We start from the raw sequence: 22,351 nt of genomic DNA, 5'->3' as shown, positions 1-22,351 counted from the left end.
GGTGAAAAGCTTTGCTGAAGAAAAAATGACATTGTTAAATTACAACGATCTGAGTATACAGAAAAGTCGACCCTATCTTTCCGGGCGGCTTTTTTATCTTATAAATATCATTTTGATTAAAAAACAGGATAACTGGATTTATCTCTAGACAAACAAAAAAGCCTTGAATATCAAGGCTTTTGACGAATAGGACGGATGGGGATCGAACCCATGACCCTTACCCTGTCAAGATAATGCTCTCCCGCTGAGCTACCGTCCTTCGGTTATTAGATAATATCATGTATTAACCATATATGTAAAGTGAAAAAATAGAAGTCAGCCTGTACTTCATGACCATTTATATATATAATTCGAATTTAGTGAGTTTACAAATTTGGAGTTAATGATAGGGGGAACAGGTGATGGCCGCAGAAATTATAAGTGTAACAACAGAGGAGCAGCTACAGGAGGCAATATCGATCCGTACCAAAGTGTTTGTCGATGAGCAAAAGGTTCCTCTCGATTTAGAAATTGACCATTATGACAAGCTGGGAGATACGGCCCATCATTTGCTAATTTGTGAACATGGTGAAATGGTGGCCACTGGTCGGTTGACATACTATGAGGAAGATACAGCTAAAATGCAACGTATTGCCGTTCTCAAGGAGCATCGTGCCGCAGGCTATGGACGTGTATTACTGCTAGCACTGGAGGAACGTGCACGTGAATTGGGGTTAAGATACTCGTTGCTAGATGCCCAATGTCAAGCCGAGAAGTTTTACGAAAAGCTTGGCTACGAGACGATCTCCGATGAACCTTTTGACGATGCGGGAATACCGCATGTTCGTATGCGCAAAAAGTTGTAGTCGGCAGCGCAAGGTGCATACAAATCTGTACAATGCGCATGCTAGTAAAAGTTCCTCCACTATACTATGGATAAGGAGCGATACAGCATGGCTAATACAGAACGGGAGCAAATTACAGCAGTACGTAAAAACGGGGATGGCGACCTTATGTCTTTTCAGACATCTACCGGTCGGATTTTAGATTATAGCCAGGCTTTGAATGAGATTGAGACAGGCTCAATTGCAGGCGTTAACGTTTTCAAGGCCAAGGATGGCAGCAAACGAATTCGGGGAGATGCCGACGGAGATCCTTCTAATAACCTGGATCAACTGCCATTGTTCTGACCTTAACTCGCAACACTAGCATTATATTTAAGAACAGCAAGCCGCCTGGCTTTCCTACAAAGGATAGCCAGGCGGCTTTTTGTTAATTGTTAAGCTGTATTTAGCATGCTACTCTGCACGTTCCAACTCTGCAAGTTGATATAATCGTTGCTGTTCCAGAAAGGACATGACGCCAGCTTTATCCCTGAATTGTTCCATATCATCACTATAGTGCATCAAATGAATCCGCTCTTGAAGAGATGGCGCCAAGCTTAGCAGCTCGTTCAACGTCGTATGGACTTCTCCGGCACCTTGTAATTGAACCTCATGCAGAATACTCCGACATCCTCGTTCATGCACCAGATGATGAAGCAAATCAGGGTCAAAAACCATATCTGCACTATAAAAAAGTCGGTCATTTATGAATAAGGAATAACTGTTTTTACCAGGAATATGCCGTGTAGGGATCAGCTCCACCTGAATACCGGATACTAATGTAGTGGGCACACCAAGCGTTATTACGTTTACCTCGAATACATCTTCAAGCTTGTCAATCATACCCTGCTGTGACATCCCGCCCTTGAGTGTATGCTCCCATAAAGGGTGGATTAGGGGTTCGGCGATATAAAGTAGAGGCTTGCGACGATGGAGAATGTTCATTTGAAAACCGAATTCCTCCAAACCTCCGACATGATCTGCGTGAATATGTGTGATTAAAATGGCGTCAATATCAGGCAAAGGAACGCGCATTTGGTGTAATGCTAACGAAGCGGTTGTACCACAATCGATTAGCAGTTTGCCTTCTCCGCTGTCCAGCAGCGCGTTGTTGTTGTAATAATGTTTGGCAAAGGCACTGCCTGTGCCAAGCATTTGTATCGTTAGGCTCATAATGGATCTATCCTCCAGACTTTGTGTACTAGGACATTCTACAGTCGTATTTTACCACCTATGCTGCTGGAACTAAAGATTTGGCTCCTTCTGTAAAAACTTTGGACAATTTGTGAAACACAGCGCAACTTGTGCGGCTGAGCTAGGTATAAATGTACGACAGAAGGTTTTTAACAGATGACGATGGAGGGATTAGTAGTGATGAAATGGAGAAGAGTGATGGCCCTAATGATGGCCTTTTCAATAATGGGAGGGACCGCCATTTCGGCGGAATCCGCCAAGGACCAAGTGCAGTTGATTATTAATGGAGAGGTGTCAAAAGATGGTGCAGTTGTCATTGATGGGAAGACCTATGTGCCCATCCGTGATTTTAACGGACTTGTAAATTTTGATCCATCCGGTGGAAAAGTTGTTTTCGACCAGCCTAACGTGCATATGTTCCTGTTCAAGGGAGATACTGTGTTTGGTAACGTGAATAAAGGCAATAAAGTGAAATTTAATGTATTTAGTCAAATTGATACCTTGAAAACAGATATCTCCGGAGTGAAGGTAGCGATCACCGACCCTTCGGGCAACGTGAAGGATATTCAGTCTCAAGATATCAAAGGAGCGCAAAAGGATAACTTCTGGTTCCGTACGAACGACTTTACGTATGATTTCAAAACAGCAGGGAATTACCGGGTTGGTTTCTATATTAAAGAGAGCAAAGACGGCAGCTATACCTTGGTGTCCGAAAAAGTCATTACAGCGATAAATTAGGCATACCACAAATTGACCTGCACCCTTGATCATGTTACGATACGGGGGAAAATAAAACAATTTGAAGGTAGGTATTTCCATGAGTGATCACAAACATGAACACGGTGAAGCCTGCAACCACGATCATGACCACGAACATGAAGAAATGGTTCTTACGCTAACTGATGAAAATGGTAAAGATGTAGAAATGGTGCTGGTAGAGACCTTTGATGTAGAAGATCACGTTTATGCTCTTCTGCTTGAGCGAGGCAATCCCGAAGCGGATGGCATTATTCTTCGTATGGAAGAAGAAAACGAAGAAATGGTGCTTTACAATATTGAGGACGAAGATGAGTGGAAACGTGTAGAAGCTGCATATAGCGAGCTTGTTGCCCAATACGAATAGAATTGGATGTAGTAGCTGTTATAGTTCTTTAAGAAAAAAGCCCCCAAATGGAGGCTTTTTTTCTTGACTATCAACATATTTTGTAAGCATGTGTTGTCCGATCAATATTATGAAATAGCGTCAGTCTCGACGATAACCTTCACCTGATGTACTGTTCGGTCCTCAGGTCCTTTAACAGGCAGGCCTACTTCTACATGATCAACAATATAATCAATATTGTCCTGCGAAATAACTTCTCCTGGCAGTAAGATCGGAATACCCGGTGGATACACATAAATGAATTCTGCAATAATGCGACCAGCAGATTCCTTGAAGGGCACGATTTCCGTATCTCCATAAAAAGCGTCTCTTGGAATGAGGGAGAGCTGAGGGATATCTGGTATCTTTACAACCAGCTCATGCTCCTGACCTGTGGAATAGTGCAGAGAAGCCAGCTCACGCAGAGCTTTCAACAAAATTTCAATTTCCTCTTTGGTATCCCCAGGGGTCACCAAACAGAGAATATTGTACATATCGCTAAGTTCAACCTCGATATTATAGTGATCTCTCAGCCAATTTTCCACATCGTATCCGGTAAGGCCCAAATGGCGGATATGAACCGTAATTTTGGTTGGATCATAATCGTAGGTAGCTTCCGTGCCGAGAATTTCACTACCAAAGCAATATAGCCCTTCAATCTTGTTAACCTCTGAGCGGCAATATTCAGCCAAATCAAGGGCGCGTTGTGCTATTTCATGACCGTTAAGGGCCAGATTACGTCGGGATGTGTCTAACGAAGCCAAAAGAATATACGAAGTCGACGTTGTTGTCAGCATACTGAAAATCGTTTGTACACGCTGTGGGTTAACGTATCCGTTTTTCGTATTCACATTCAGAATTGAGCTTTGAGTTAAGGAACCACCCAGCTTGTGAACGCTTGTAGCTGACATGTCTGCTCCTGCCTCCATGGCGGACATCGGTAGATCAGAGTGAAAATGAATCAGTACTCCATGAGCCTCATCGACCAGGACCGGCACATTATAGCTGTGAGCGAGATCTACAATTTCCTTTAAATCGGCGCACACACCGTAATATGTCGGGTTGATAACAAGGACGCCCTTGGCGTCAGGGTGACGTTCTAATGCCCGGCGTACGGACTTGGTTGTAACCCCGTGATGAATACCGAGATTCTCATCACTGACTGGAGAAATAAATACTGGTTTTGCACCAGCAAAGATAATGGCAGACATTATAGATTTGTGTATGTTTCGGGGTACAATAATTTTATCACCAGGCATGCAAATCGACATAATCATGGTGATGATGGCTCCGCTTGTTCCCTGTACACTGTAATACGTATAATCAGCTCCGAAGGCCTCTGCTGCAAGCTTTTGAGCTTCTTCGATGACGCCTGAAGGCTGATGCAGATCGTCCAATGGAGCGATGTTGATCATATCTATGGAAAAGGCATTATCCCCCATAAATTCGCGAAATTCCGAATCTGCTCCCACTCCCTTTTTATGACCTGGGATGTGAAATTGAACCGGGTTGCTCTGAGCATGCTTTTTCAAAGCAGTAAAAAGCGGGGTGTTGCTTTGATTCATTAGTGTTGTCACAACCTTTCGTGCAGGATTTCGACAATCCTGTGCAAGTGATAATAGAACAAAATTGAGTATAGCAGTTTAAAGTAGGAATGCAAGCGATTGAGGGCGCATTTATTTGCGAAAGAGTGGAGTAGGCGGAGAACCCGGTCTTTATAGCCAAAAAATGAAGGTGGAGGATGTGGATTAGATGAGACAAATAGGACGAAAAAAAGCTCCGCAGCGGTTGTGGACTCCTTTTTTTACTAAATTATGGGTTTTGGTATTTCTGGTCGAATTTATGAAAGGATCTCTTCTGGTATCCATCCTGCCGGTATATATGGGAGAAACGCTTGGTTTGTCGGCTGGGGTTATTGGTTTGGCCTTTTCACTTCAGTATTTTGGAGACAACGCGTTTCGGGCACCGGCGGGCTGGATGGCTGAACGACTTGGCTACCGTGGAACGATGTCGACCGCGCTGTTGTTTACGCTTGTAGCGATTATTATGCTGAGCGTACTGACAGAGCCCGTGTGGCTCGTCGTCGCGTGTCTGCTGCTCGGTCTAGGTACTTCTCCGCTCTGGCCTTGTGTTATGACCGGAACGACTGAAATGTCCGGGCCTAATAACAGCAATGGCGCGGCGATGGGTACACTGGAAATTGCGTCTATGGGCGGAACAGGATTGGGCCCGCTCATTATGAACTTCGCCATATCCCACTATGGACATTCTTACGGCATGGTGTTCATGATGTTGATAGGATGCAGTATTGTGTTGTTGTTGGTTGCTCTCATGCTGCCAGGACCGAAAAGGTCTGCTGACAAAGTTGACCTCGAACAGAGCGCTCTAGTGTCGTCTGATGGGTACATAAAGCAGAAGCGGGGGACTCTAAGGGGAATCCAAGAGACGATCGGCGTACTCAAAACAAAGCTTAACGTCAATCCGTTAATTTACCCGGCGCTGTTTTTGCAGTCTTTTGTTATCGGTTTGATCAGCCCAGTACTTACGCTATACGCTCGGACGGACCTTGGGATTTCACCGAACCTGTACAGCGTGCTCCTGATTGCAGGCGGTGGGGTGACTGTGCTGGCACTGATCCCTTGCGGCAAATTGGTCGACCGACTTGGAACGGAGTATTTTCTACATGTTGGCTTTTTGTTAGCCGGAATTACGCTGTTTTTCTTCTCAATCGTTCGATCTATTCCGCTGGTGTTTGTATCCGTAGCGCTTATTGGTTTGGGATATGCGCTCATTTTGCCTGCATGGAACACGTTTCTTGCCCGACTGATTCCGGAAAACGAGCGAGCAACGGTATGGGGCTTTTTTTTAACACTTCAAGGCTCCGGCATGGTTATAGGCCCGCTCGTTTCAGGAGTGCTATGGGACCGTGCTGGACACACAGCTCCATTTATCATCAGTGGGGTCGTGATGCTGCTCATGTTTGGCTGCCACTTGGCTCTGGCGCGGAATCCACGCAGGAAGACTGTGGAGGCCTGAACAGCGCCTTGAAAAGCAGCGAGGGCTACTCTTTCGAGAAAGACATTCGGTACAGCGGCAGCAAATGCTCAAAGGTGGAACGCACCGTCTGCAGCAATGCTGCTCCGTCACTGGCGAGAGGGTCATTACGATCAATACGGAGCCCACACATGACCTCGGCTTTTTTTACCTGTTGCAGCTTGTGGATGATCGTTTGAAACTCTTCAGTGTCCATGTGCTGCTGTTCTGTACCTTCTGGAGCCATATGATCCATGGACCAGTAAAAATGGCCCGGTATGTTAGAGCGCACATCGCTCAGGTTGGCTTCAAGCGCCTGGGCAAACGTTATTTTATTGGGACTTTCATAAATGACTGCGAATATGACGAAAATATGGGAAGCAAACATACCTACCTCGAAATGGGGCAACGCCTTATACCCGCGTTTATTTGCCGCCCAGGCTACCCATGTATCTATCGGGGGATTGACTTTGCGTCGTGCATGCTTGGCAACGTGAACATGCATAGGCTCCCCACATAAATCTGTTAGAAATGGAGCTAATTCCTCGCCAATCGCTTCCAGCTTGGGCCGAACCTGCTGAATCAGCACTTCCATACGAGGCTCCAACCCCGGTATTTCAAAAACATCGAAGTCCTTTGCAGTAAATCCACTAAATGTCATTCCTTTTCCTCCTGTAAATGGGTTAAGCCATGTCGTGTGGCGTAATATGTCCGATTATAGCATAATGTCAGCGGGCTTGACCGACTTTAGGCCAGGCTCGGTACAAGCATATAAGGCAAAAGTAGGATTGTGCGCTGTTACTCATAAAAATAGGTCAAATAACCAAGTACCCTTACATAAAATGAAGTATAAAATAGAGCAAGGGAAGATCAAGCGGGAAAGCCGCAGGCTTGCTGTAGCCGGACTTCTTGAATCGGACTTGAAAAAGGAGGGAATGCCGTGAACAAGGGCTGTGAGGTAGAATATTGCAATCTAGAGCTCCGGTTTAGCCGTCGGCATATCCATAATCTGATCAAGGATTTGATATCGGAAGGGTATTCGCTGTACTGGAGCGAGGATGAGTCGTATCTGGTTTTGTCGGTGAGAACCGGGCGCAAGCTGGTGAAGCTCCGTTTTCAACAATTGCGCACAGGACACTACAAGCTGGCTGGAGATTATGTGATCCGCGATGCCAAGCTGGCTGAGTGGCTGGAGAAGCTGATTGGAAGCACCCGGGGCCATGCCATTGTCAAAAGAGTCAAGGACCATCATATTTTAGTAGAAAATATTTTGTTTGGTGAGGTCATTCGTCTGGTCGAGGTTACAGGCTTTAAGCAGCGTGTTATTTATCAGAAGGGACCGGTGCTGTCAGCACAGGAAATGGAGGATATGTACGCTTCCAATGAAGGAGAAACCCGACTGCTGCTGCTTAAAATGGAAGTGGACGATGCATTGGAGAAGCTGTTCACAGCGATGACAGACGGAGATAAGACTGAAATCGGGAATTGCCATGAACGCCTGCAAACGCTATCCCACCAACTGCTGATGATGGAAGCGTAGTACATCTGAACACCTCATGTAAATGGGGTGTTTTGATCTGTGAATAGACAGGGGTTCACTTCTTACACCAAAAACGTTAAAATAGAAGTGCACGTATTCCGATTCACATAAAGTGTAATGCGGTAAAGCGGCGATATAGAAGACAAAATATGTTGCAAAGGATGAGGAACCAGATGGCAAAACAGCAAATTGGTGTGATCGGCCTGGCGGTAATGGGTAAGAATTTAGCCCTTAATATTGAGAGCAGAGGCTTCACTGTCTCGGTTTTTAATCGTTCTCCAGAAAAAACGCACGATCTTATCAAAGAAGCAGAAGGTAAAAAACTGACGGGTACTTTCTCCATTGAAGAATTTGTGAACTCATTGGAATCGCCCCGTAAAATCCTGATCATGGTTCAAGCTGGTAAAGCTACAGATGCCACGATTGAACAGCTTGTGCCTCATCTGGACAAGGGCGACATTATTATAGACGGAGGCAATGCCTACTTCCCTGATACACAGCGCCGCAGCAAGGAGCTGGAGGAAAAAGGACTTCGCTTTATTGGTACAGGCGTGTCCGGTGGTGAAGAAGGTGCCTTGAATGGTCCTGCGATCATGCCGGGTGGACAAGAAAGTGCCTATAAACTGGTAGAGCCGATTCTAACGGCAATCTCTGCTAAAGTGGAAGGCGACCCATGCTGTACATATATCGGTCCCGACGGTGCTGGTCACTATGTAAAAATGGTGCATAACGGTATCGAATACGGTGACATGCAATTGATCGGTGAAGCGTATCACCTGTTAAAATCAGTCCTAAACGTGAATGCAGAAGAGCTGCATGAAATCTTCACGGAATGGAATAAAGGGGAACTGGACAGCTACCTGATCGAAATTACAGCTGACATCTTCTCCCAGTACGATGCTGAAACAGGCAAGCCAATGGTAGATGTTATCTTGGATGCTGCAGGTCAAAAAGGTACAGGTAAATGGACAAGCCAAAGCGCTTTGGATCTGGGTGTGCCATTGTCCATGATTACTGAATCTGTATTTTCCCGCTTCTTGTCTGCTATGAAAGACGAGCGCATTGCGGCAAGCAAAGTGCTGAGCGGTCCTAATGCTGAGTCCTTCAGTGGCGACAAGAAAGAATTTATCGAAAGCGTACGTAAAGCACTGTTTGCAAGTAAAATTGTGTCCTATGCTCAAGGTTTTGCTCAAATGCGTGCAGCTTCCGATGAATATGATTGGGATTTGAAATACGGAAAAATTGCTATGATCTTCCGCGGCGGTTGCATTATCCGCTCGCAATTCCTGCAAAATATCAAGGATGCATATGACCGCGATCCTGCCTTGAAAAACCTGTTGCTGGATTCTTACTTCAAAAATGTAGTTGAAACGTATCAAGATGCATGGCGTCAAGTGATTTCCGTGGCTGTATCCCAAGGTATTCCAGTGCCTGGTTTCTCCAGCGCGCTTGCATACTATGACAGCTACCGCACTGAGCGTTTGCCAGCAAATCTGTTGCAAGCACAACGTGACTACTTTGGTGCCCATACGTTCAAACGTGTGGACAAAGAAGGCGTATTCCATCATCAATGGTTCTAATGAACGAACGGATATGTATGAATAGCATTATGTAATACAACGGAAGCTTTTTTGCCCTATGGGTAGAAGAAGCTTCCGTTTTTTAATTTATAATTATGGATACGATTATGATGGCAGTAGAGGATTGTGTAATCTTTTGGCGCTATGGTATGATAGGGACAAAAGATTTTAATGCATTACCGCGTCTAAGCTTTGAGTTGAAACAAAAAAGACGGGAAGGTTCCCGTCTCTTTTGTGAAGTAGGTATTCTATTGCTCCTGTGACCATTGCAGCATGCCGCCAGTCATGTTAGTACAGCCTTCATAACCTAGCTGCTGTAGATATTCGCAGGCTCGTTCACTGCGATAACCGCTCCGGCAAATAAAGATAATTTCACCGGTGCGTTCAATTTCTTCAAGACGACCCGGAAGCTGTCCGAGCGGAATGTGCTTGGCACCTTCAATCATGCCTTCCGCTACTTCTTCCGCTTCGCGGACGTCAATTAGTTGCAATTGCTCTCCTGCTTGCAGACGTGCGCGCAACTCAGAAGGTTCAATCAGGGCGATTTGCGTCATGGCCGGACCTCTTTTCTGATATATAATGGGTGCTGCGTATGTTTTTGACGTGTGCAAAATGTCACACACACTCTATGTATGATAGCTAAGCTATCTCTAGGCTGTCAATCAGCTTAATCCTGAAGGCAGGTATAGATTAAATAACCGACGGGATTCACTCGGGTGGCCTAGATTAATATTTCTTATTTTTTGGGTGGAGAAATGAATGCTACAACTTGTATAATTAACGTATAATTTGATGGTTGAACCGAAAAGGAGCATGTACATTATGGATGTTATCGTTAGACCTACCCCTTCCTTACAAGGAGAGATTGGGGCCCTGTCCTCCAAAAACTACACTACTCGTTATCTGCTCACTGCGGCACTTGCTGAGGGACAAAGTACCATTTATTATCCTGCCCATAGTGAAGACAGTGATGCTATGCGTCGTTGTATCGCCGATCTGGGTGCAGTTCTGGAAGAGGATGATGAAAAAATAGTTATTACAGGTTTTGGTAGCCATCCTCAAGCTGTGAAGGAATTGAATGTGGGAAACGCAGGAGCGGTGCTCCGTTTTTTGATGGGTATTGCATCTCTATGTCCGGATGTTACATTTGTTAATACATATCCCGACTCATTGGGTAAGAGACCACATGATGATCTAATCGATGCACTGGGGCAACTGGGTGTGAAAGTAGATCATCGTGAAGGTAAGTTGCCAATTCGTATTCAGGGTGGTCAGGCGAAGGGCGGTAAAATTCAGGTGTCCGGCTCGGTTAGCTCACAATATTTGAGTGCCTTGCTATTCCTTACGCCTTTACTGGAGGAAGACAGTGAAATCGAAGTGCTGCATGATTTGAAATCCAAGGTGGTCATTGGGCAGACCCTGGAGGTATTGCAAGAGGCTGGTATTATCATTCATGCAAGCGATGATTACATGTCTTTCCGTGTCCCGGGACGGCAATCCTATCAGCCACGTACATATACGGTACAGGGAGACTATCCAGGGAGTGCAGCGGTGCTAGCGGCTGCTGCAGTAACGAATTCTGATGTTACCATTCATCGTCTTAAAGAGCAGAGCAAACAGGGAGAACGCGCTATCGTAGATGTGTTGCGTATGATGGAAGTGCCACTGACACATGAGAACGATACCGTTGTCGTGAAGGGCGATGGCCGATTGAAAGCTGTCGAGTTTGACGGTGATGCTGCAACAGACGCTGTGCTTGCAATGGTGGCTGCGGCTGTATTTGCTGAAGGCACGTCCCGCTTTTATAACGTGGAGAATTTACGGTATAAGGAATGCGACCGCATTACCGATTATTTGAATGAGCTGACCAAGGCTGGAGCTCGGGTAGAAGAACGCCAAGCGGAAATTATCGTACATGGCAGACCGGAGGGTGTCGAAGGTGGCGTGGAAATTAACGCGCATTTTGATCACCGTGTTATTATGGCCTTGACGATTGTAGGTTTGCGTTCACAGAAGCCGTTAGTGATCAAGGATGCACATCATGTCGCCAAATCGTATCCGCAGTATTTTGATCATCTAACGACGCTTGGTGCTTCTGTAGAATGGGTAAAATAAAAGCAAACGAAGATGCGAATAGGAGGGAACAGGATGGCTTTTGAAAATCCGTCGAGAGAAGAGATTAAAACCATTTTGGAACAAGTAGGAAATATTGCGGTTGTTGGTTTGTCTGATAAATCAGATCGAACCTCTTATATGGTTTCTTATGCCATGCAGAAGCGGGGATACCGGATTATTCCGGTTAACCCTGCGGCGGCAGGGCAAACGATTCTTGGGGAGACTTGTTATGCCAGTCTTGCTGAAGTACCTGAGCCTGTGGAGCTGGTCAATGTATTCCGCCGCAGTGAATACTGTGCAGAGGTTGCGCGTGAAGCAGCAGCTATTGGAGCTAAGATTTTGTGGCTTCAACAGGGGATTATAAGCCAGGAAGCCGCTGACATTGCGCAGGAGCATGGAATGACGGTTATTATGGATCGTTGCATTAAGGTGGAGGACTCAGTGACCCAGGCTGTACGTAAAGGATAAACAAGGATCAGTGACCCGTGCTATACGCACATGAAAACCTTCTTCCCTTGCTTCACAGGGTTGAAGGTTTTTGGTGCGAAATGAGGAATATGGTACAGTATATTATCCTCTCGGGAATCCATATAATGTATGTATGCCTTGTTGATGAAATGGATCTAAACGGATTCATAGTGTTATCTTTTGTGATGATAAAGTTTTTGACCTGTAGTAGCGTAAATAAATATTTGGCAGACGGAATCATTGCTTTGACAAAAGTATTTATTCGGCTTACCATCAGGGAAAGAAAGGAGAGGAATGCCATGAATTGGCTCGGATCCTTACAACAGCTCGGTCGTGCTGTCATGCTCCCGACGATGGTGCTACCAGCCGCTGCAATATTGCTAAGTCTCGGCAGCCTTCCTTGGTCGACATGGGGATTCCCCATGGTGTCTGATATGGCAAATGCGGCGGGACACGGGATTTTTTATTTTTTGCCATATTTATTTGCGGTTGGTGTTGCCCTGGGTATGTCGAATCAGGCAGGTCAGGCGGGACTGGCAGCATTGGCTGGTATGGCTATATACGATCAGGTCACATTGAGATTTGGAAACGGACTCATTCAACCGGCGACGCTCATTGGTATCATTTTGGGGGTCATTTCAGGGGTGGCCTATAATCGCTTCAAAAGCATCAAATTGCCCGAGGTGCTTCAATTTTTTGGAGGTACCCGATTTGTTCTGCTGCTTATTGGTCTCTTCTCGGCTGTGTTTGCAGGACTCATGCTAATTATTGCCCCACTCATACAGAGAGGGCTGCAATTTATAGTAGGTTTGGAATCGAGCTTGGGCGGCTTTGGACTGTTTATCTACGGTATTCTATACCGACTACTGGCGGCCTTTGGTCTTCACCATCTGCTTAATAATATTTTTTGGTTTCAACTGGGTACATATAAAACACCGTCTGGTAACGTTGTGCAGGGAGATTTACCCCGGTTTTTTGCTGGCGATCCGACAGCGGGCTATTTCATGTCCGGGTTGTTCCCCATTATGATGTTTGCGATCCCTGCCATTGCGCTGGCGATCATTCAGGAAGCGCGTGAAGATTTGAAGCCAAAGGTGCAAAAAACATTTTTGACAGCTGCGCTTGTTTGCTTTTTTACTGGAGTGTCGGAACAGATTGAGTTTGCCTTTTTATTTGCTGCTCCTTATTTGTTCCTCGTTCATGCAGTTATGTCTGGGCTGGCCATGTGGCTTACCTTTGAGCTGGATATTCATCACGGATTTTCCTATTCGGCGGGTTTTATAGATTATGTCCTTAATTTTCATCTCTCACATAACGCCTGGTTGTTAATTCCAGTGGGAGTCGCGTACGGGCTTGTGTATTATGTACTGTTTCGATGGGCTATCCGGCGGTTCCGTATTCCAACTCCTGGACGCGAGGAAGGTTCGGTTCTGGAGGATTGGGCCGGCAATATTCCTTATAGTGCTCCGCTTATTTTGGAAGCACTTGGCGGGAAGGAAAATATTGTGCAAGTAGAGGCCTGCATCACACGTTTGCGGCTGACCGTCCACAATGACAGGCTAATTGATACCGGAGCGATGAAGGCTTTGGGATCGGCTGGGCTTATCAATCTGGGTGGGGGTAATTTGCAGGTTGTATTCGGAACGTATTCAGAACTGATTCGTGAGGAAATCGCGAAGCTGATGGAGCGTGATCTCCCTCAAATTTTGTTCAACGCTCCTGTACATGGAAAAATGCTACCGATTCATGAAGTGCCTGACAAAATTTTTGCGACGAAGCTGGTTGGGGACGGTGTTGCTTTTGTTCCTGAACGCGGTGAACTTGTTTCTCCGGTGTATGGTACTGTGATGCATTTGTATCCGACCATGCACGCTTTAGGCATCTCCACACGAGAAGGACTTGAAGTTCTACTTCACATCGGGATTGATACTTCACAGCTAAAAGGGAATTTTACTGCTATGGTAGAAGCAGGCGATACGGTGGAACCGGGGCAATTGCTGATCAAATTTGATTTGCAGGCGCTACGAGAGCAAGCTCCATCGCTGGTGACTCCTATGGTCATCACGAATCCGGATCGCGTCAAGTCGTGGAGCTTTGCTCCGTTTAAAACAGTGAAAAAAGGTCAGGCCTCGGTAATGTCCGTTGTGCTGCATGACAGGAATGTTGGAGGGGTAGAAACATGATAGAAGGCATCGGCGCCGCAGCAGGTGTGGCAATCGGGAAGGCATTTGTCCTGCCGAGCTGGGAGTGGGATTTACCTGATCAAAAAATGGATGCGGTAGATCTTGCAAAGGAATTTGAACGTTTGTATGAAGGGATACGCACATCCAAAAGTGAAATCCAGTTTATTAAGGATGAGTTTCGAGAGATGGTGGGGCCAGAAGAATCCAGCATCTTTGATGCTCATCTTGCGATATTGGAAGATCCGGAATTCATGAATGAAATTCGTGGAATTATTGAGCGTCAGTACAAGGCGGCCGAGGTGGCCGTGAAGGAAGCTATTGATCATTTTGTGACAATGTTTGATTTACTGGACGATGAATATATGAAGGAGCGGGCAATCGATATCAAAGATGTGGGGAACCGGCTGCTCAAGCATTTGCTGGGTGCACCGGAGGTGACTCTTCCCAAGGACACACAGCCCTATATTCTGGTAGCCAAGGAGCTCTCACCCTCCCAGTCGGCACACTTGAATCCTAGCTATGTTTTAGGGATTGTAACTATGAATGGTGGTAAAACTTCGCATTCTGCGATCATGGCCCGTGCACTTGGGATTCCACTCGTTTCAGGACTGGAGAGCAATCTGAATTTGCCCGTTCAAACGGGAGACATAATGGTTGTGGACGGAGACCTGGGCAAAGTTTATGTGAATCCGGAAAAAACGGTAACTGATCATTATAAAATTTTGCGCGACGAGCAGCGACGTAGAAAAGAGCAGCTTCAGGTACTTGCTTCTGTAGATGCCGTGACTAAGGATGGAACCACCCTGAGGCTGGCGGCCAATATTAGTTCGATTAAAGAGCTGGAGGCAGCTTTGAAGCATGGCGCTCAAGGTGTAGGACTGTTCCGCACGGAATTTTTATACATGGATCGCAAATCTGCTCCAGATGAAGAGGAACAGTATGAAGTATATCGGCTGATAGCAGAAAAGGCAGGAAACCACTCTGTGGTCATCCGTACCTTGGATATCGGTGGAGATAAGCCGTTGGACTATCTTGAACTACCAGAGGAAGAAAATCCTTTTCTGGGTTACCGTGCTATACGGATCAGTCTGGATTGGAAAGAATTGTTTAAAACCCAGTTGACTGCAATTTTGCGAGCCAGTGCAATGGGAAATATCAAGGTAATGTATCCGATGATCTCATCTGTAGAGGAGGTCCGCCAGGCAGATGCTCTTTTGAAGGAGGCTATGGCGGATTTGGATGCAAGAGGGCTTGCCTATAATCCGAACATTCAGCGAGGAATTATGATTGAGGTACCGGCTGCAGCGATGATCGCTGATTTATTGGCAGCTGAAACCAATTTTTTTAGTATCGGAACGAATGATCTGGTTCAATATGTGCTGGCTGTAGACCGTATGAATGAGCAGATTGCACATATGTACCATCCATACCATCCAGCTGTACTTCGAATGCTGCGCATGACTGCACAAGCGGCACATCAAGCAGGAATTGATGTGAGTGTATGTGGTGAGATGGCTGGAGATGAACGGTCCGTTCCGCTTTGGCTGGAACTGGGGATTCATCAACTCAGCATGTCTCCCCAATCTTTATTGCGGGTCAAGCATCGTGTGCTGAATACGACTGCATCTGAGGCAACGACGGTCGCTCAGGTTTGCTTTGGCATGTCCACTGGTGCAGCGATTGAAGACAAGCTGACTGCAGCTAATGTCAGCTGCACTCCGGCCGGGCCTGGACGGCAGTAATATGTAATGTCCGCAAAGCTTCGCAATTAGCATACACTTTTGGGGGGAGCCAAAAACTCCATACTGTTAGACTTGTCGTGACAAACCTTAATGGCGTAGCATGGTTTGGACGAAAAAGAACCTTCAAAACCACCTCATTCATGGTTTTGAAGGTTCTTTTTTCATCTTGTTGACAGTCTGTTGTGATTACGGTTTAGGTGTTATCTGCTAACAAATCGCAGAACGCTTTTCCGTAAGGTGGAAGATCGGGCGGCCGACGAGCAGAAACAATATGCCCATCCGTCACAACAGCTTCATCCTTCCAGGTAGCTCCTGCATTTTCCATATCATCACGAATACCTGGTGTGGAAGTTACCGTAACACCATCCAAAATTTTAGCAGAAATCAGTACCCAGCCTGCATGACAGATTTGTCCAATCGGCTTATGAGCAGCATGAAACTCCTGTACGAGTTGAATTACTTTGGGATAGCGGCGCAATTTATCAGGTGCCCAACCGCCAGGGACGAGAATCCCGTCATAATCACTGCTATTCAGTTCCTCAAAGGCATATTCCGCTTCAGCAGGTACGCCATATTTTCCAATATATTTTTTACCCTTTTCCGCACCGGCTAAATGCACTTCTGCACCTTCTTCACGAACACGGTAAATTGGATACCACAGCTCCAGATCCTCGAATTCCTCATCCACTAGGGCGATAACCTTTTTTCCGGCAAGTCTTGACATCCAACCATCCTTTCGTGCGTCACATGATGACACCTCTGTTTTGTAATCTGTACTTTTACATCTTAAGAAAAAGAACGCCCGAAGTCCATTCCTTCGCAGATTCTTATGTAGTAGTCTGCTCTTTGACGGCAATTGTCGTCATTTTCTGACTCGCTAAAGCTTTGGTAATTTGTTCATAGCTGCAACGTGTGGAAGGATTTGAAGTCCCAAAGTCGAAATAAAACAAGGTATGATAGATTTAATGGAGTTAACAAATATTTATTAGACTAGTAGATAGATATATTTGGATTCTGATGAGATCCTCGTATAGTTTGATCCTACGTAATGAGGTGGTTAAATGCAAAAGCAATGTCAATGTGGCAAACCGATGGGACTGGAACTGCGAAAGGTAATCTATGCGGACAAGGTTGAAATTTTGCACGTCCCTGTATTCTCATGCTCGTCATGCTTTTCCAGTGAGGTTTTGCAGCATGTGACGAAGGACATTAAGGCACTATTACAAAGTCTAGGGAGCAAACCTACGGCGCGGAGAATTTCTTTTGCTCGCAACAATGAACTGGCAGAAATCATTCGCAAGCTTGTACTGGAGGAAGCGGACAATCCCAATGTAGATTGGCAATCTGCTTTGGAGGAGCGGATGGAGCTTCGAATTAATCTCTTACTGGATCTTTATCGCTATGCGAGAAGTCTGGGAGACGAAGATTGGATGAATGATGTAGAGAAAAAATTGGTCCAATTATCCGGTTTTACCAGTGAATCGGTATTTACAAATACAAAAAACTAAAAAATATGAAAATTTTCATGGTCACCATTGGATTTTACATGTTCTTTTTGTTACGATGGGAATAGGCCATACGACAAGACACAGAAAGGAATGTATATCCAATGGCGACGATGACAAAAATGACTACTGTTCAACAATTAGATACGGCTCTGGAAGCGTCATCAGACAAGCCGTTGCTTCTCTTTAAACATAGCACACGTTGTCCGATAAGTGCAGGCGCATATCAGGAAGTGGAGTCCTATTTGCATGACGCTCCCAACGAAAATATTGAATACGGTATCATTTATGTAGTAGAAGATCGGCCGGTGTCCAATGAAACCGCGGACAGGCTTCAGGTGAAGCATGAATCCCCGCAGGCCATTTTAATCAAGGGCGGAGAAGCTGTTTGGCATACATCCCATTCGAATATTACAGCCCGTGCACTCCACGATCATCTCACATAGATAGAATGTGTGCTGTCGTTGCATAAAGTAGTATTTTGTCGTATCATGGTTCTAATTAGTTGATCTAGGATTCGGTTGAAAATTTATTGGCAATGGAGAGAAGGAATGTGACGGTAACGATCTATGATGTAGCTCGCGAAGCTGGTGTCTCAATGGCCACAGTGTCCCGCGTAGTTAACAATAATCCTAATGTGAAACCTCAGACCCGCAAGAAAGTGTACGAAGCGATTGAACAATTGGGATATCGCCCAAATGCGGTCGCTAGAGGTCTGGCCAGCAAGAAGACAACGACCGTCGGCGTGGTTATACCGGATATATCGAACTCAATTTTTGCAGAAATTGCACGCGGTATTGAGGATATAGCGAATATGTATCACTATAATATTATTTTGTGTAATGCCGACAAGCGAAAAGAAAAAGAGATTCGTGTCATCAACACATTGCTTGAAAAGCAAGTGGATGGTCTTCTGTTCATGGGTGGTACAGTAACGGACGAGCATATTCAGGCGTTCCATACAGCTGCGGTCCCTATCGTTCTATGTGCAACGAGTGATGAAAAAGGAAGCTATCCTTCGGTCGATATTGACCATGAAGCGGCTGCTTTTGATGCAGTAAACACGTTGATCCGCCATGGACACCGTCAAATCGCAATGATCAGTGGTACGCTTCAAGATCCTGCAAACGGCTATGCACGTTTCCAAGGTTACAAGAGAGCATTGGAAGCAGCCGGAATTGATTATCAGGAGGATCTGGTGCGAATCGGGAACTACCGTTATGAATCTGGTGTTGAAGCCATGAAATATTTTCTCGGCCTGAAGAAGAAGCCAAGTGCGATTTTTGCTGCAACGGATGAAATGGCAATTGGTGCGATCCATAGTATTCAAGATGAGGGATTGAAAGTTCCTGATGATTTTTCGGTAATCAGTGTTGATAATATTCGTATGGCCTCTATGGTTCGTCCTCAGCTGACAACCGTCGCGCAACCGATGTACGATTTGGGTGCGGTAGCGATGCGTTTGCTGACCAAGCTGATGAAAAAGGAAAACGTGGAGAACCCTCGCGTTATTTTGCCGCATGAAACTATTTTGCGGTTGTCAGTTAATTATTTAGACTAGACGCAGTGCTGAATAGGATATACCTTCGATGAAAGCTCCTTTGATGGAGCTTTTTTCGTGGATATAAAGCTTCTTCTGGACATCATCATCAAACTAAGAATAGAGGGATGCGTAATGAGCCGACTTTATGGATTAATGGGTGCTATGGATGAAGAGATTGAATTGCTGCTGGCAGCGATGACGGAAGCGAGTAAGACGGTCAAGGCTGGAATCACTTACACTACAGGAATCATTCACGGGCAAAGAGTCGTCGTCTGTAAATCCGGTGTAGGCAAGGTTAATGCGGCGGTAACAACACAAATCCTGATTGATCATTTTGGTGTAGAACAGATTATATTCACGGGAGTGGCAGGGGCGGTTCATCCTGATTTAAACATTGGAGATATTGTCATCTCATCAACATGTATGCAGCATGATATGGATGTAACGCCTTTGGGTTATGCCAGAGGGGTCATTCCTTATCAGGACACCTCAGAGTTTGTGGCTGATCCCGAGCTTGTAAGTCTAGCTGAGCAAGCCTGCAAATCGTTTGGCGATCGGTATATTGTCGGCAAGGTACTTTCTGGCGATCAATTTGTTGCACATCGTGAGTTAGTGACTGCATTGCATCAGGAAATGGACGGCGCTTGTACCGAAATGGAGGGTGCGGCTGTGGCTCAGACAGCTCATATGAACGCTGTGCCTTATGTTGTACTACGATCTATGTCAGATAAGGCTGATGGATCGGCCCACGTTAATTATGCTGAATTTACGGTAGAAGCTTCACATCGTTCGCATCGTATTGTGGAGTTCATGCTCAAGCATTTGGGCTAATGGTATAATTTTTTTAATACATGAATCTTCGGACAAATCGGATATGGTCAAACTGCTCTTGTGATGCGAGGGGCACATCCTTTCCCATTCGTACCATCAGACAGTTAGCAGGATGTGAGCATATTTCAGGATCATCCGTGGCGTACCAGACCATATCTACAGTTTTCATTAGACGCTCCATCATGCGCCGGTATTCCCATACGGAGAGACCGCTGCCTTTTAAATCCCAATGCCAATAGTATTCGGTCGTAAAAATAATATAGGATTCAAGCTGTCCATCCTCAAAGGCAATCCGTATCATTCGGCTACCCAGGCCTAGACCACGATAGTCATCGGCTACCTCAACAGCTCCGAGTTCCAGTAAATCCTTCATGCCAGCTTCCGACCAGCGCTCCATCTCATCTGGGTAATGAAAAGTAACATATCCCAAAAGGGTTTCCCCGTTGTGGGCAATGATAATTCTGCCTTCTGGCAGTTCCGAAATATCCACCAACGCGTCGAATTGCTCCTTTGGTTTGCGAAAGGCATCTAATTGCTTGTGCATTTGAAATGAACGCAGTTGATCCGCGGATACGGGGCCTTCTACATAGATTGTTTGTCCGTTATGATTCAGCGTATCCGAGTGGTACAGTTTTAAATGCTGCATACGTACGCCCTCCTTGTTCGCCATGAGCTCGTTCCTCATATCCCATACTTATAGCAAAAAAACAATTAAATGAAAAGGATGGTCGTCACATCGTGACCTATGATATACTGTTTTAGACATAAAATGTTCACAATTTAAATCAACCAGTAAACCAAAGGAATCTATCTGCTTTATTGATTTTTGTAAGCGTTATCTTGTCCTGTGTATTTCTCATTAATCCATTGTGAGGAGGCTGAACGCATGAAGATTGAAGAACTCCAGACTGTAGTTCCCACATCCAACATGGGCCCGTATGAACAAGCTTACAACAACTTTCAGTGGGAGGATGCAGAGCGTCATTTTACGTGGTATGAAACAGGCAAGGTAAATATGGCACATGAAGCCATTGATCGACATGTACAGGAAGGACGGGGTGAGAAAGCGGCACTATTGTATTGTGACGCAAACCGTCATGAAACCTACACCTTCTCTCAGCTTCGTGCTAGCTCTAACAGGTTCGGAAATGTGCTGCGCAAATACGGTATTGGTAAAGGGGAGCGGGTGTTTATTTTCATGCCACGTTCACCTGAGCTGGTTATTAGTTTACTTGGTGTTCTAAAGGTAGGGGCTGTTGTCGGTCCATTGTTTGAGGCGTTTATGGAAACTGCGGTTAAGGATCGATTGGAGGATAGTGGGGCAGTTGCATTAGTGACCACACCTGCGCTTCTGTCACGGGTAAAACGTGAGGAGCTTCCTGAGCTACGGCATATTTTTGTGGTTGGTGATATGGATGAACGCGAGCAGGGAATTATCGATTTTGAGACAGAAATGCTTACGTCCTCAGAGGAACTTGAGCCTGAATGGTTGGATCGTGAAGATGGATTAATTATTCACTATACATCAGGCTCAACAGGCAAGCCCAAAGGCGTGTATCATGTGCAAAATGCAATGATTCAGCATTACTATACTGGCAAAATGGTGCTGGATTTGCGGGAAGATGATGTGTATTGGTGTACTGCTGATCCTGGCTGGGTCACGGGAACGTCATACGGTATTTTTGCTCCATGGCTAAATGGAGCGACGAATGTCATTCGTGGGGGGCGTTTCAGCCCGGAAGACTGGTACCGTACGATTGAGCGTCACGAAGTGACCATATGGTATAGTGCTCCTACAGCGTTTCGGATGCTGATGAGCGCAGGGGAGCAGGTTGTTTCCAAATATGATCTCAGCAGTCTGCGGCATGTATTATCCGTTGGGGAACCGCTGAATCCCGAAGTGGTGCGATGGGGATGGCAAGTATATACACAGCGCATTCATGATACTTGGTGGATGACGGAAACAGGCGCACAGTTGATCTGTAATTACCCTGAGCTGCCGATTAAGCCGGGTTCGATGGGAAAGCCACTCCCAGGTATTCAAGCTGCTATTTTGGACGACAGAGGGCAGGTGTTGCCTCCTAACCGGATGGGTCACTTGGCGATCCGTACACCATGGCCATCCATGATGAATCGTATATGGAACAATCCGAACAAGTTTCAGGAATATTTCCGCTTTCCCGGTTGGTATGTATCGGGTGATTCAGCTTACATGGATGAGGACGGATATTTCTGGTTTCAGGGTAGGATTGATGATGTCATTAACTCCTCTGGAGAGCGAATCGGCCCTTTTGAGGTGGAAAGCAAGCTTCTGGAGCATCCTGCTGTAGCGGAAGCCGGAGTCATTGGAAAACCAGATACCGTGCGGGGAGAGATTATCAAAGCTTTTGTTGCACTGCGTGAAGGCTATGCACCGTCTGAAGCTTTACAGCAGGACATCTATCGCTTCGTTAAGGAAGGGCTGTCTGCCCATGCTGCTCCACGCGAAATTGAATTTAAGGAAAAGTTACCCAAAACCCGCTCTGGTAAAATTATGAGACGCGTGTTGAAAGCCTGGGAGCTTAACCTTCCTACAGGTGACTTATCTACCATAGAGGATTGAAGTACTGTGTA

22 protein-coding genes and 1 tRNA gene are annotated in these 22,351 nt (G+C 45.7%); 16 read left to right on the top strand and 7 right to left on the bottom strand.

From position 1 onward, the window contains the following. Window positions 1-187: 187 nt before the first annotated feature. Window positions 188-259: transfer RNA gene (locus ACYCS5_RS01895), tRNA-Val, on the bottom strand. Between the two features lie 142 nt (window positions 260-401). On the opposite strand from ACYCS5_RS01895, the gene ACYCS5_RS01890 reads away from it, so the two are divergent. After that, window positions 402-845 (top strand): GNAT family N-acetyltransferase, encoded by a 444-nt coding sequence (locus tag ACYCS5_RS01890; RefSeq protein ID WP_029517666.1) that lies wholly within the window; start codon window positions 402-404, stop codon window positions 843-845. 87 nt (window positions 846-932) lie between these two features. Then, window positions 933-1,169 (top strand): DUF3892 domain-containing protein, encoded by a 237-nt coding sequence (locus tag ACYCS5_RS01885; RefSeq protein ID WP_069010570.1) that lies wholly within the window; start codon window positions 933-935, stop codon window positions 1,167-1,169. 108 nt (window positions 1,170-1,277) lie between these two features. Here the strand turns inward: ACYCS5_RS01885 and ACYCS5_RS01880 are convergent, their stop codons facing one another. Further along, window positions 1,278-2,036, bottom strand: coding sequence for an MBL fold metallo-hydrolase (locus tag ACYCS5_RS01880; RefSeq protein WP_340932583.1), 759 nt, complete (start codon window positions 2,034-2,036; stop codon window positions 1,278-1,280). A gap of 201 nt (window positions 2,037-2,237) precedes the next feature. Between ACYCS5_RS01880 and ACYCS5_RS01875 the strand changes: the two genes are divergently transcribed. Both ACYCS5_RS01875 and ACYCS5_RS01870 read left to right on the top strand, forming a co-directional pair. Further along, window positions 2,238-2,795: a hypothetical protein gene (locus tag ACYCS5_RS01875; RefSeq protein ID WP_013310940.1), complete on the top strand. Its 558-nt coding sequence runs from the start codon at window positions 2,238-2,240 to the stop codon at window positions 2,793-2,795. 79 nt (window positions 2,796-2,874) lie between these two features. Continuing rightward, a complete protein-coding gene (locus ACYCS5_RS01870) occupies window positions 2,875-3,180 on the top strand; it encodes a DUF1292 domain-containing protein (RefSeq protein WP_007431055.1) in 306 nt (101 codons plus the stop codon). 107 nt (window positions 3,181-3,287) lie between these two features. Here the strand turns inward: ACYCS5_RS01870 and ACYCS5_RS01865 are convergent, their stop codons facing one another. Further along, on the bottom strand, window positions 3,288-4,763 hold the full coding sequence (locus ACYCS5_RS01865; RefSeq protein ID WP_459760713.1) for an aminotransferase class I/II-fold pyridoxal phosphate-dependent enzyme: 1,476 nt from the start codon (window positions 4,761-4,763) through the stop codon (window positions 3,288-3,290). Between the two features lie 187 nt (window positions 4,764-4,950). On the opposite strand from ACYCS5_RS01865, the gene ACYCS5_RS01860 reads away from it, so the two are divergent. Further along, window positions 4,951-6,234: an MFS transporter gene (locus ACYCS5_RS01860; protein ID WP_340932581.1), complete on the top strand. Its 1,284-nt coding sequence runs from the start codon at window positions 4,951-4,953 to the stop codon at window positions 6,232-6,234. Between the two features lie 25 nt (window positions 6,235-6,259). Here the strand turns inward: ACYCS5_RS01860 and ACYCS5_RS01855 are convergent, their stop codons facing one another. Further along, complete coding sequence (locus ACYCS5_RS01855) at window positions 6,260-6,892, bottom strand: YktB family protein (RefSeq protein ID WP_029517661.1); 633 nt, start codon at window positions 6,890-6,892, stop codon at window positions 6,260-6,262. A 279-nt stretch (window positions 6,893-7,171) separates the two neighbouring features. On the opposite strand from ACYCS5_RS01855, the gene ACYCS5_RS01850 reads away from it, so the two are divergent. Continuing rightward, window positions 7,172-7,771: a hypothetical protein gene (locus ACYCS5_RS01850; RefSeq protein ID WP_029517659.1), complete on the top strand. Its 600-nt coding sequence runs from the start codon at window positions 7,172-7,174 to the stop codon at window positions 7,769-7,771. Between the two features lie 173 nt (window positions 7,772-7,944). Next, window positions 7,945-9,351 carry an NADP-dependent phosphogluconate dehydrogenase gene (gndA, locus tag ACYCS5_RS01845; RefSeq protein WP_013310934.1) on the top strand — a complete coding sequence of 469 codons (1,407 nt, stop codon included), beginning with the start codon at window positions 7,945-7,947 and terminating at the stop codon, window positions 9,349-9,351. Window positions 9,352-9,599: 248 nt separating this feature from the next. Here gndA and ACYCS5_RS01840 read toward each other — a convergent pair whose 3' ends face one another. Beyond that, window positions 9,600-9,905 carry a rhodanese-like domain-containing protein gene (locus tag ACYCS5_RS01840; RefSeq protein WP_010345522.1) on the bottom strand — a complete coding sequence of 102 codons (306 nt, stop codon included), beginning with the start codon at window positions 9,903-9,905 and terminating at the stop codon, window positions 9,600-9,602. 268 nt (window positions 9,906-10,173) lie between these two features. Here ACYCS5_RS01840 and aroA point away from each other — a divergent pair, with 268 nt between their 5' ends. The 4 genes from aroA to ptsP all read left to right on the top strand — a co-directional run bounded on the left by aroA (window position 10,174) and on the right by ptsP (window position 15,859). Further along, on the top strand, window positions 10,174-11,466 hold the full coding sequence (aroA, locus tag ACYCS5_RS01835) for a 3-phosphoshikimate 1-carboxyvinyltransferase (protein ID WP_459760712.1): 1,293 nt from the start codon (window positions 10,174-10,176) through the stop codon (window positions 11,464-11,466). A gap of 33 nt (window positions 11,467-11,499) precedes the next feature. Then, the gene (locus ACYCS5_RS01830) at window positions 11,500-11,934 is read left to right on the top strand and encodes a CoA-binding protein (RefSeq protein WP_013310932.1); all 435 of its coding nucleotides are present in this window, start codon (window positions 11,500-11,502) and stop codon (window positions 11,932-11,934) included. 299 nt (window positions 11,935-12,233) lie between these two features. Further along, the gene (locus ACYCS5_RS01825; RefSeq protein ID WP_023989337.1) at window positions 12,234-14,117 is read left to right on the top strand and encodes a glucose PTS transporter subunit IIA; all 1,884 of its coding nucleotides are present in this window, start codon (window positions 12,234-12,236) and stop codon (window positions 14,115-14,117) included. Beyond that, a complete protein-coding gene (gene ptsP, locus ACYCS5_RS01820) occupies window positions 14,114-15,859 on the top strand; it encodes a phosphoenolpyruvate--protein phosphotransferase (RefSeq protein ID WP_459760711.1) in 1,746 nt (581 codons plus the stop codon). Before ACYCS5_RS01825 ends, ptsP begins: the two co-directional genes overlap by 4 nt. Window positions 15,860-16,052: 193 nt before the next feature. On the opposite strand, the gene ACYCS5_RS01815 is transcribed toward ptsP, so the two are convergent. After that, complete coding sequence (locus ACYCS5_RS01815) at window positions 16,053-16,583, bottom strand: type 1 glutamine amidotransferase domain-containing protein (protein ID WP_029517654.1); 531 nt, start codon at window positions 16,581-16,583, stop codon at window positions 16,053-16,055. A gap of 337 nt (window positions 16,584-16,920) precedes the next feature. Here ACYCS5_RS01815 and ACYCS5_RS01810 point away from each other — a divergent pair, with 337 nt between their 5' ends. The 4 genes from ACYCS5_RS01810 (at window position 16,921) to ACYCS5_RS01795 (ending at window position 19,738) form a co-directional block, all read left to right on the top strand. Next, window positions 16,921-17,367 carry a hypothetical protein gene (locus ACYCS5_RS01810; protein ID WP_039270826.1) on the top strand — a complete coding sequence of 149 codons (447 nt, stop codon included), beginning with the start codon at window positions 16,921-16,923 and terminating at the stop codon, window positions 17,365-17,367. A gap of 101 nt (window positions 17,368-17,468) precedes the next feature. After that, complete coding sequence (gene ytxJ / locus ACYCS5_RS01805) at window positions 17,469-17,810, top strand: bacillithiol system redox-active protein YtxJ (RefSeq protein WP_069010576.1); 342 nt, start codon at window positions 17,469-17,471, stop codon at window positions 17,808-17,810. Between the two features lie 107 nt (window positions 17,811-17,917). Next, window positions 17,918-18,925: a catabolite control protein A gene (gene ccpA, locus ACYCS5_RS01800; RefSeq protein ID WP_029517652.1), complete on the top strand. Its 1,008-nt coding sequence runs from the start codon at window positions 17,918-17,920 to the stop codon at window positions 18,923-18,925. Between the two features lie 114 nt (window positions 18,926-19,039). Then, window positions 19,040-19,738: a 5'-methylthioadenosine/adenosylhomocysteine nucleosidase gene (locus ACYCS5_RS01795; protein ID WP_029517651.1), complete on the top strand. Its 699-nt coding sequence runs from the start codon at window positions 19,040-19,042 to the stop codon at window positions 19,736-19,738. Between the two features lie 13 nt (window positions 19,739-19,751). Here the strand turns inward: ACYCS5_RS01795 and ACYCS5_RS01790 are convergent, their stop codons facing one another. Next, on the bottom strand, window positions 19,752-20,384 hold the full coding sequence (locus tag ACYCS5_RS01790; RefSeq protein WP_340955876.1) for a GNAT family N-acetyltransferase: 633 nt from the start codon (window positions 20,382-20,384) through the stop codon (window positions 19,752-19,754). A gap of 240 nt (window positions 20,385-20,624) precedes the next feature. On the opposite strand from ACYCS5_RS01790, the gene acsA reads away from it, so the two are divergent. Continuing rightward, on the top strand, window positions 20,625-22,340 hold the full coding sequence (acsA, locus tag ACYCS5_RS01785) for an acetate--CoA ligase (protein ID WP_209949561.1): 1,716 nt from the start codon (window positions 20,625-20,627) through the stop codon (window positions 22,338-22,340). Window positions 22,341-22,351: the final 11 nt, after the last annotated feature.

This window comes from Paenibacillus sp. SEL3 (assembly GCF_054602585.1).
The sequence above is the reverse complement of the archived record's forward strand: the minus strand, read 5'-3'. Positions and strand labels throughout refer to the sequence as shown.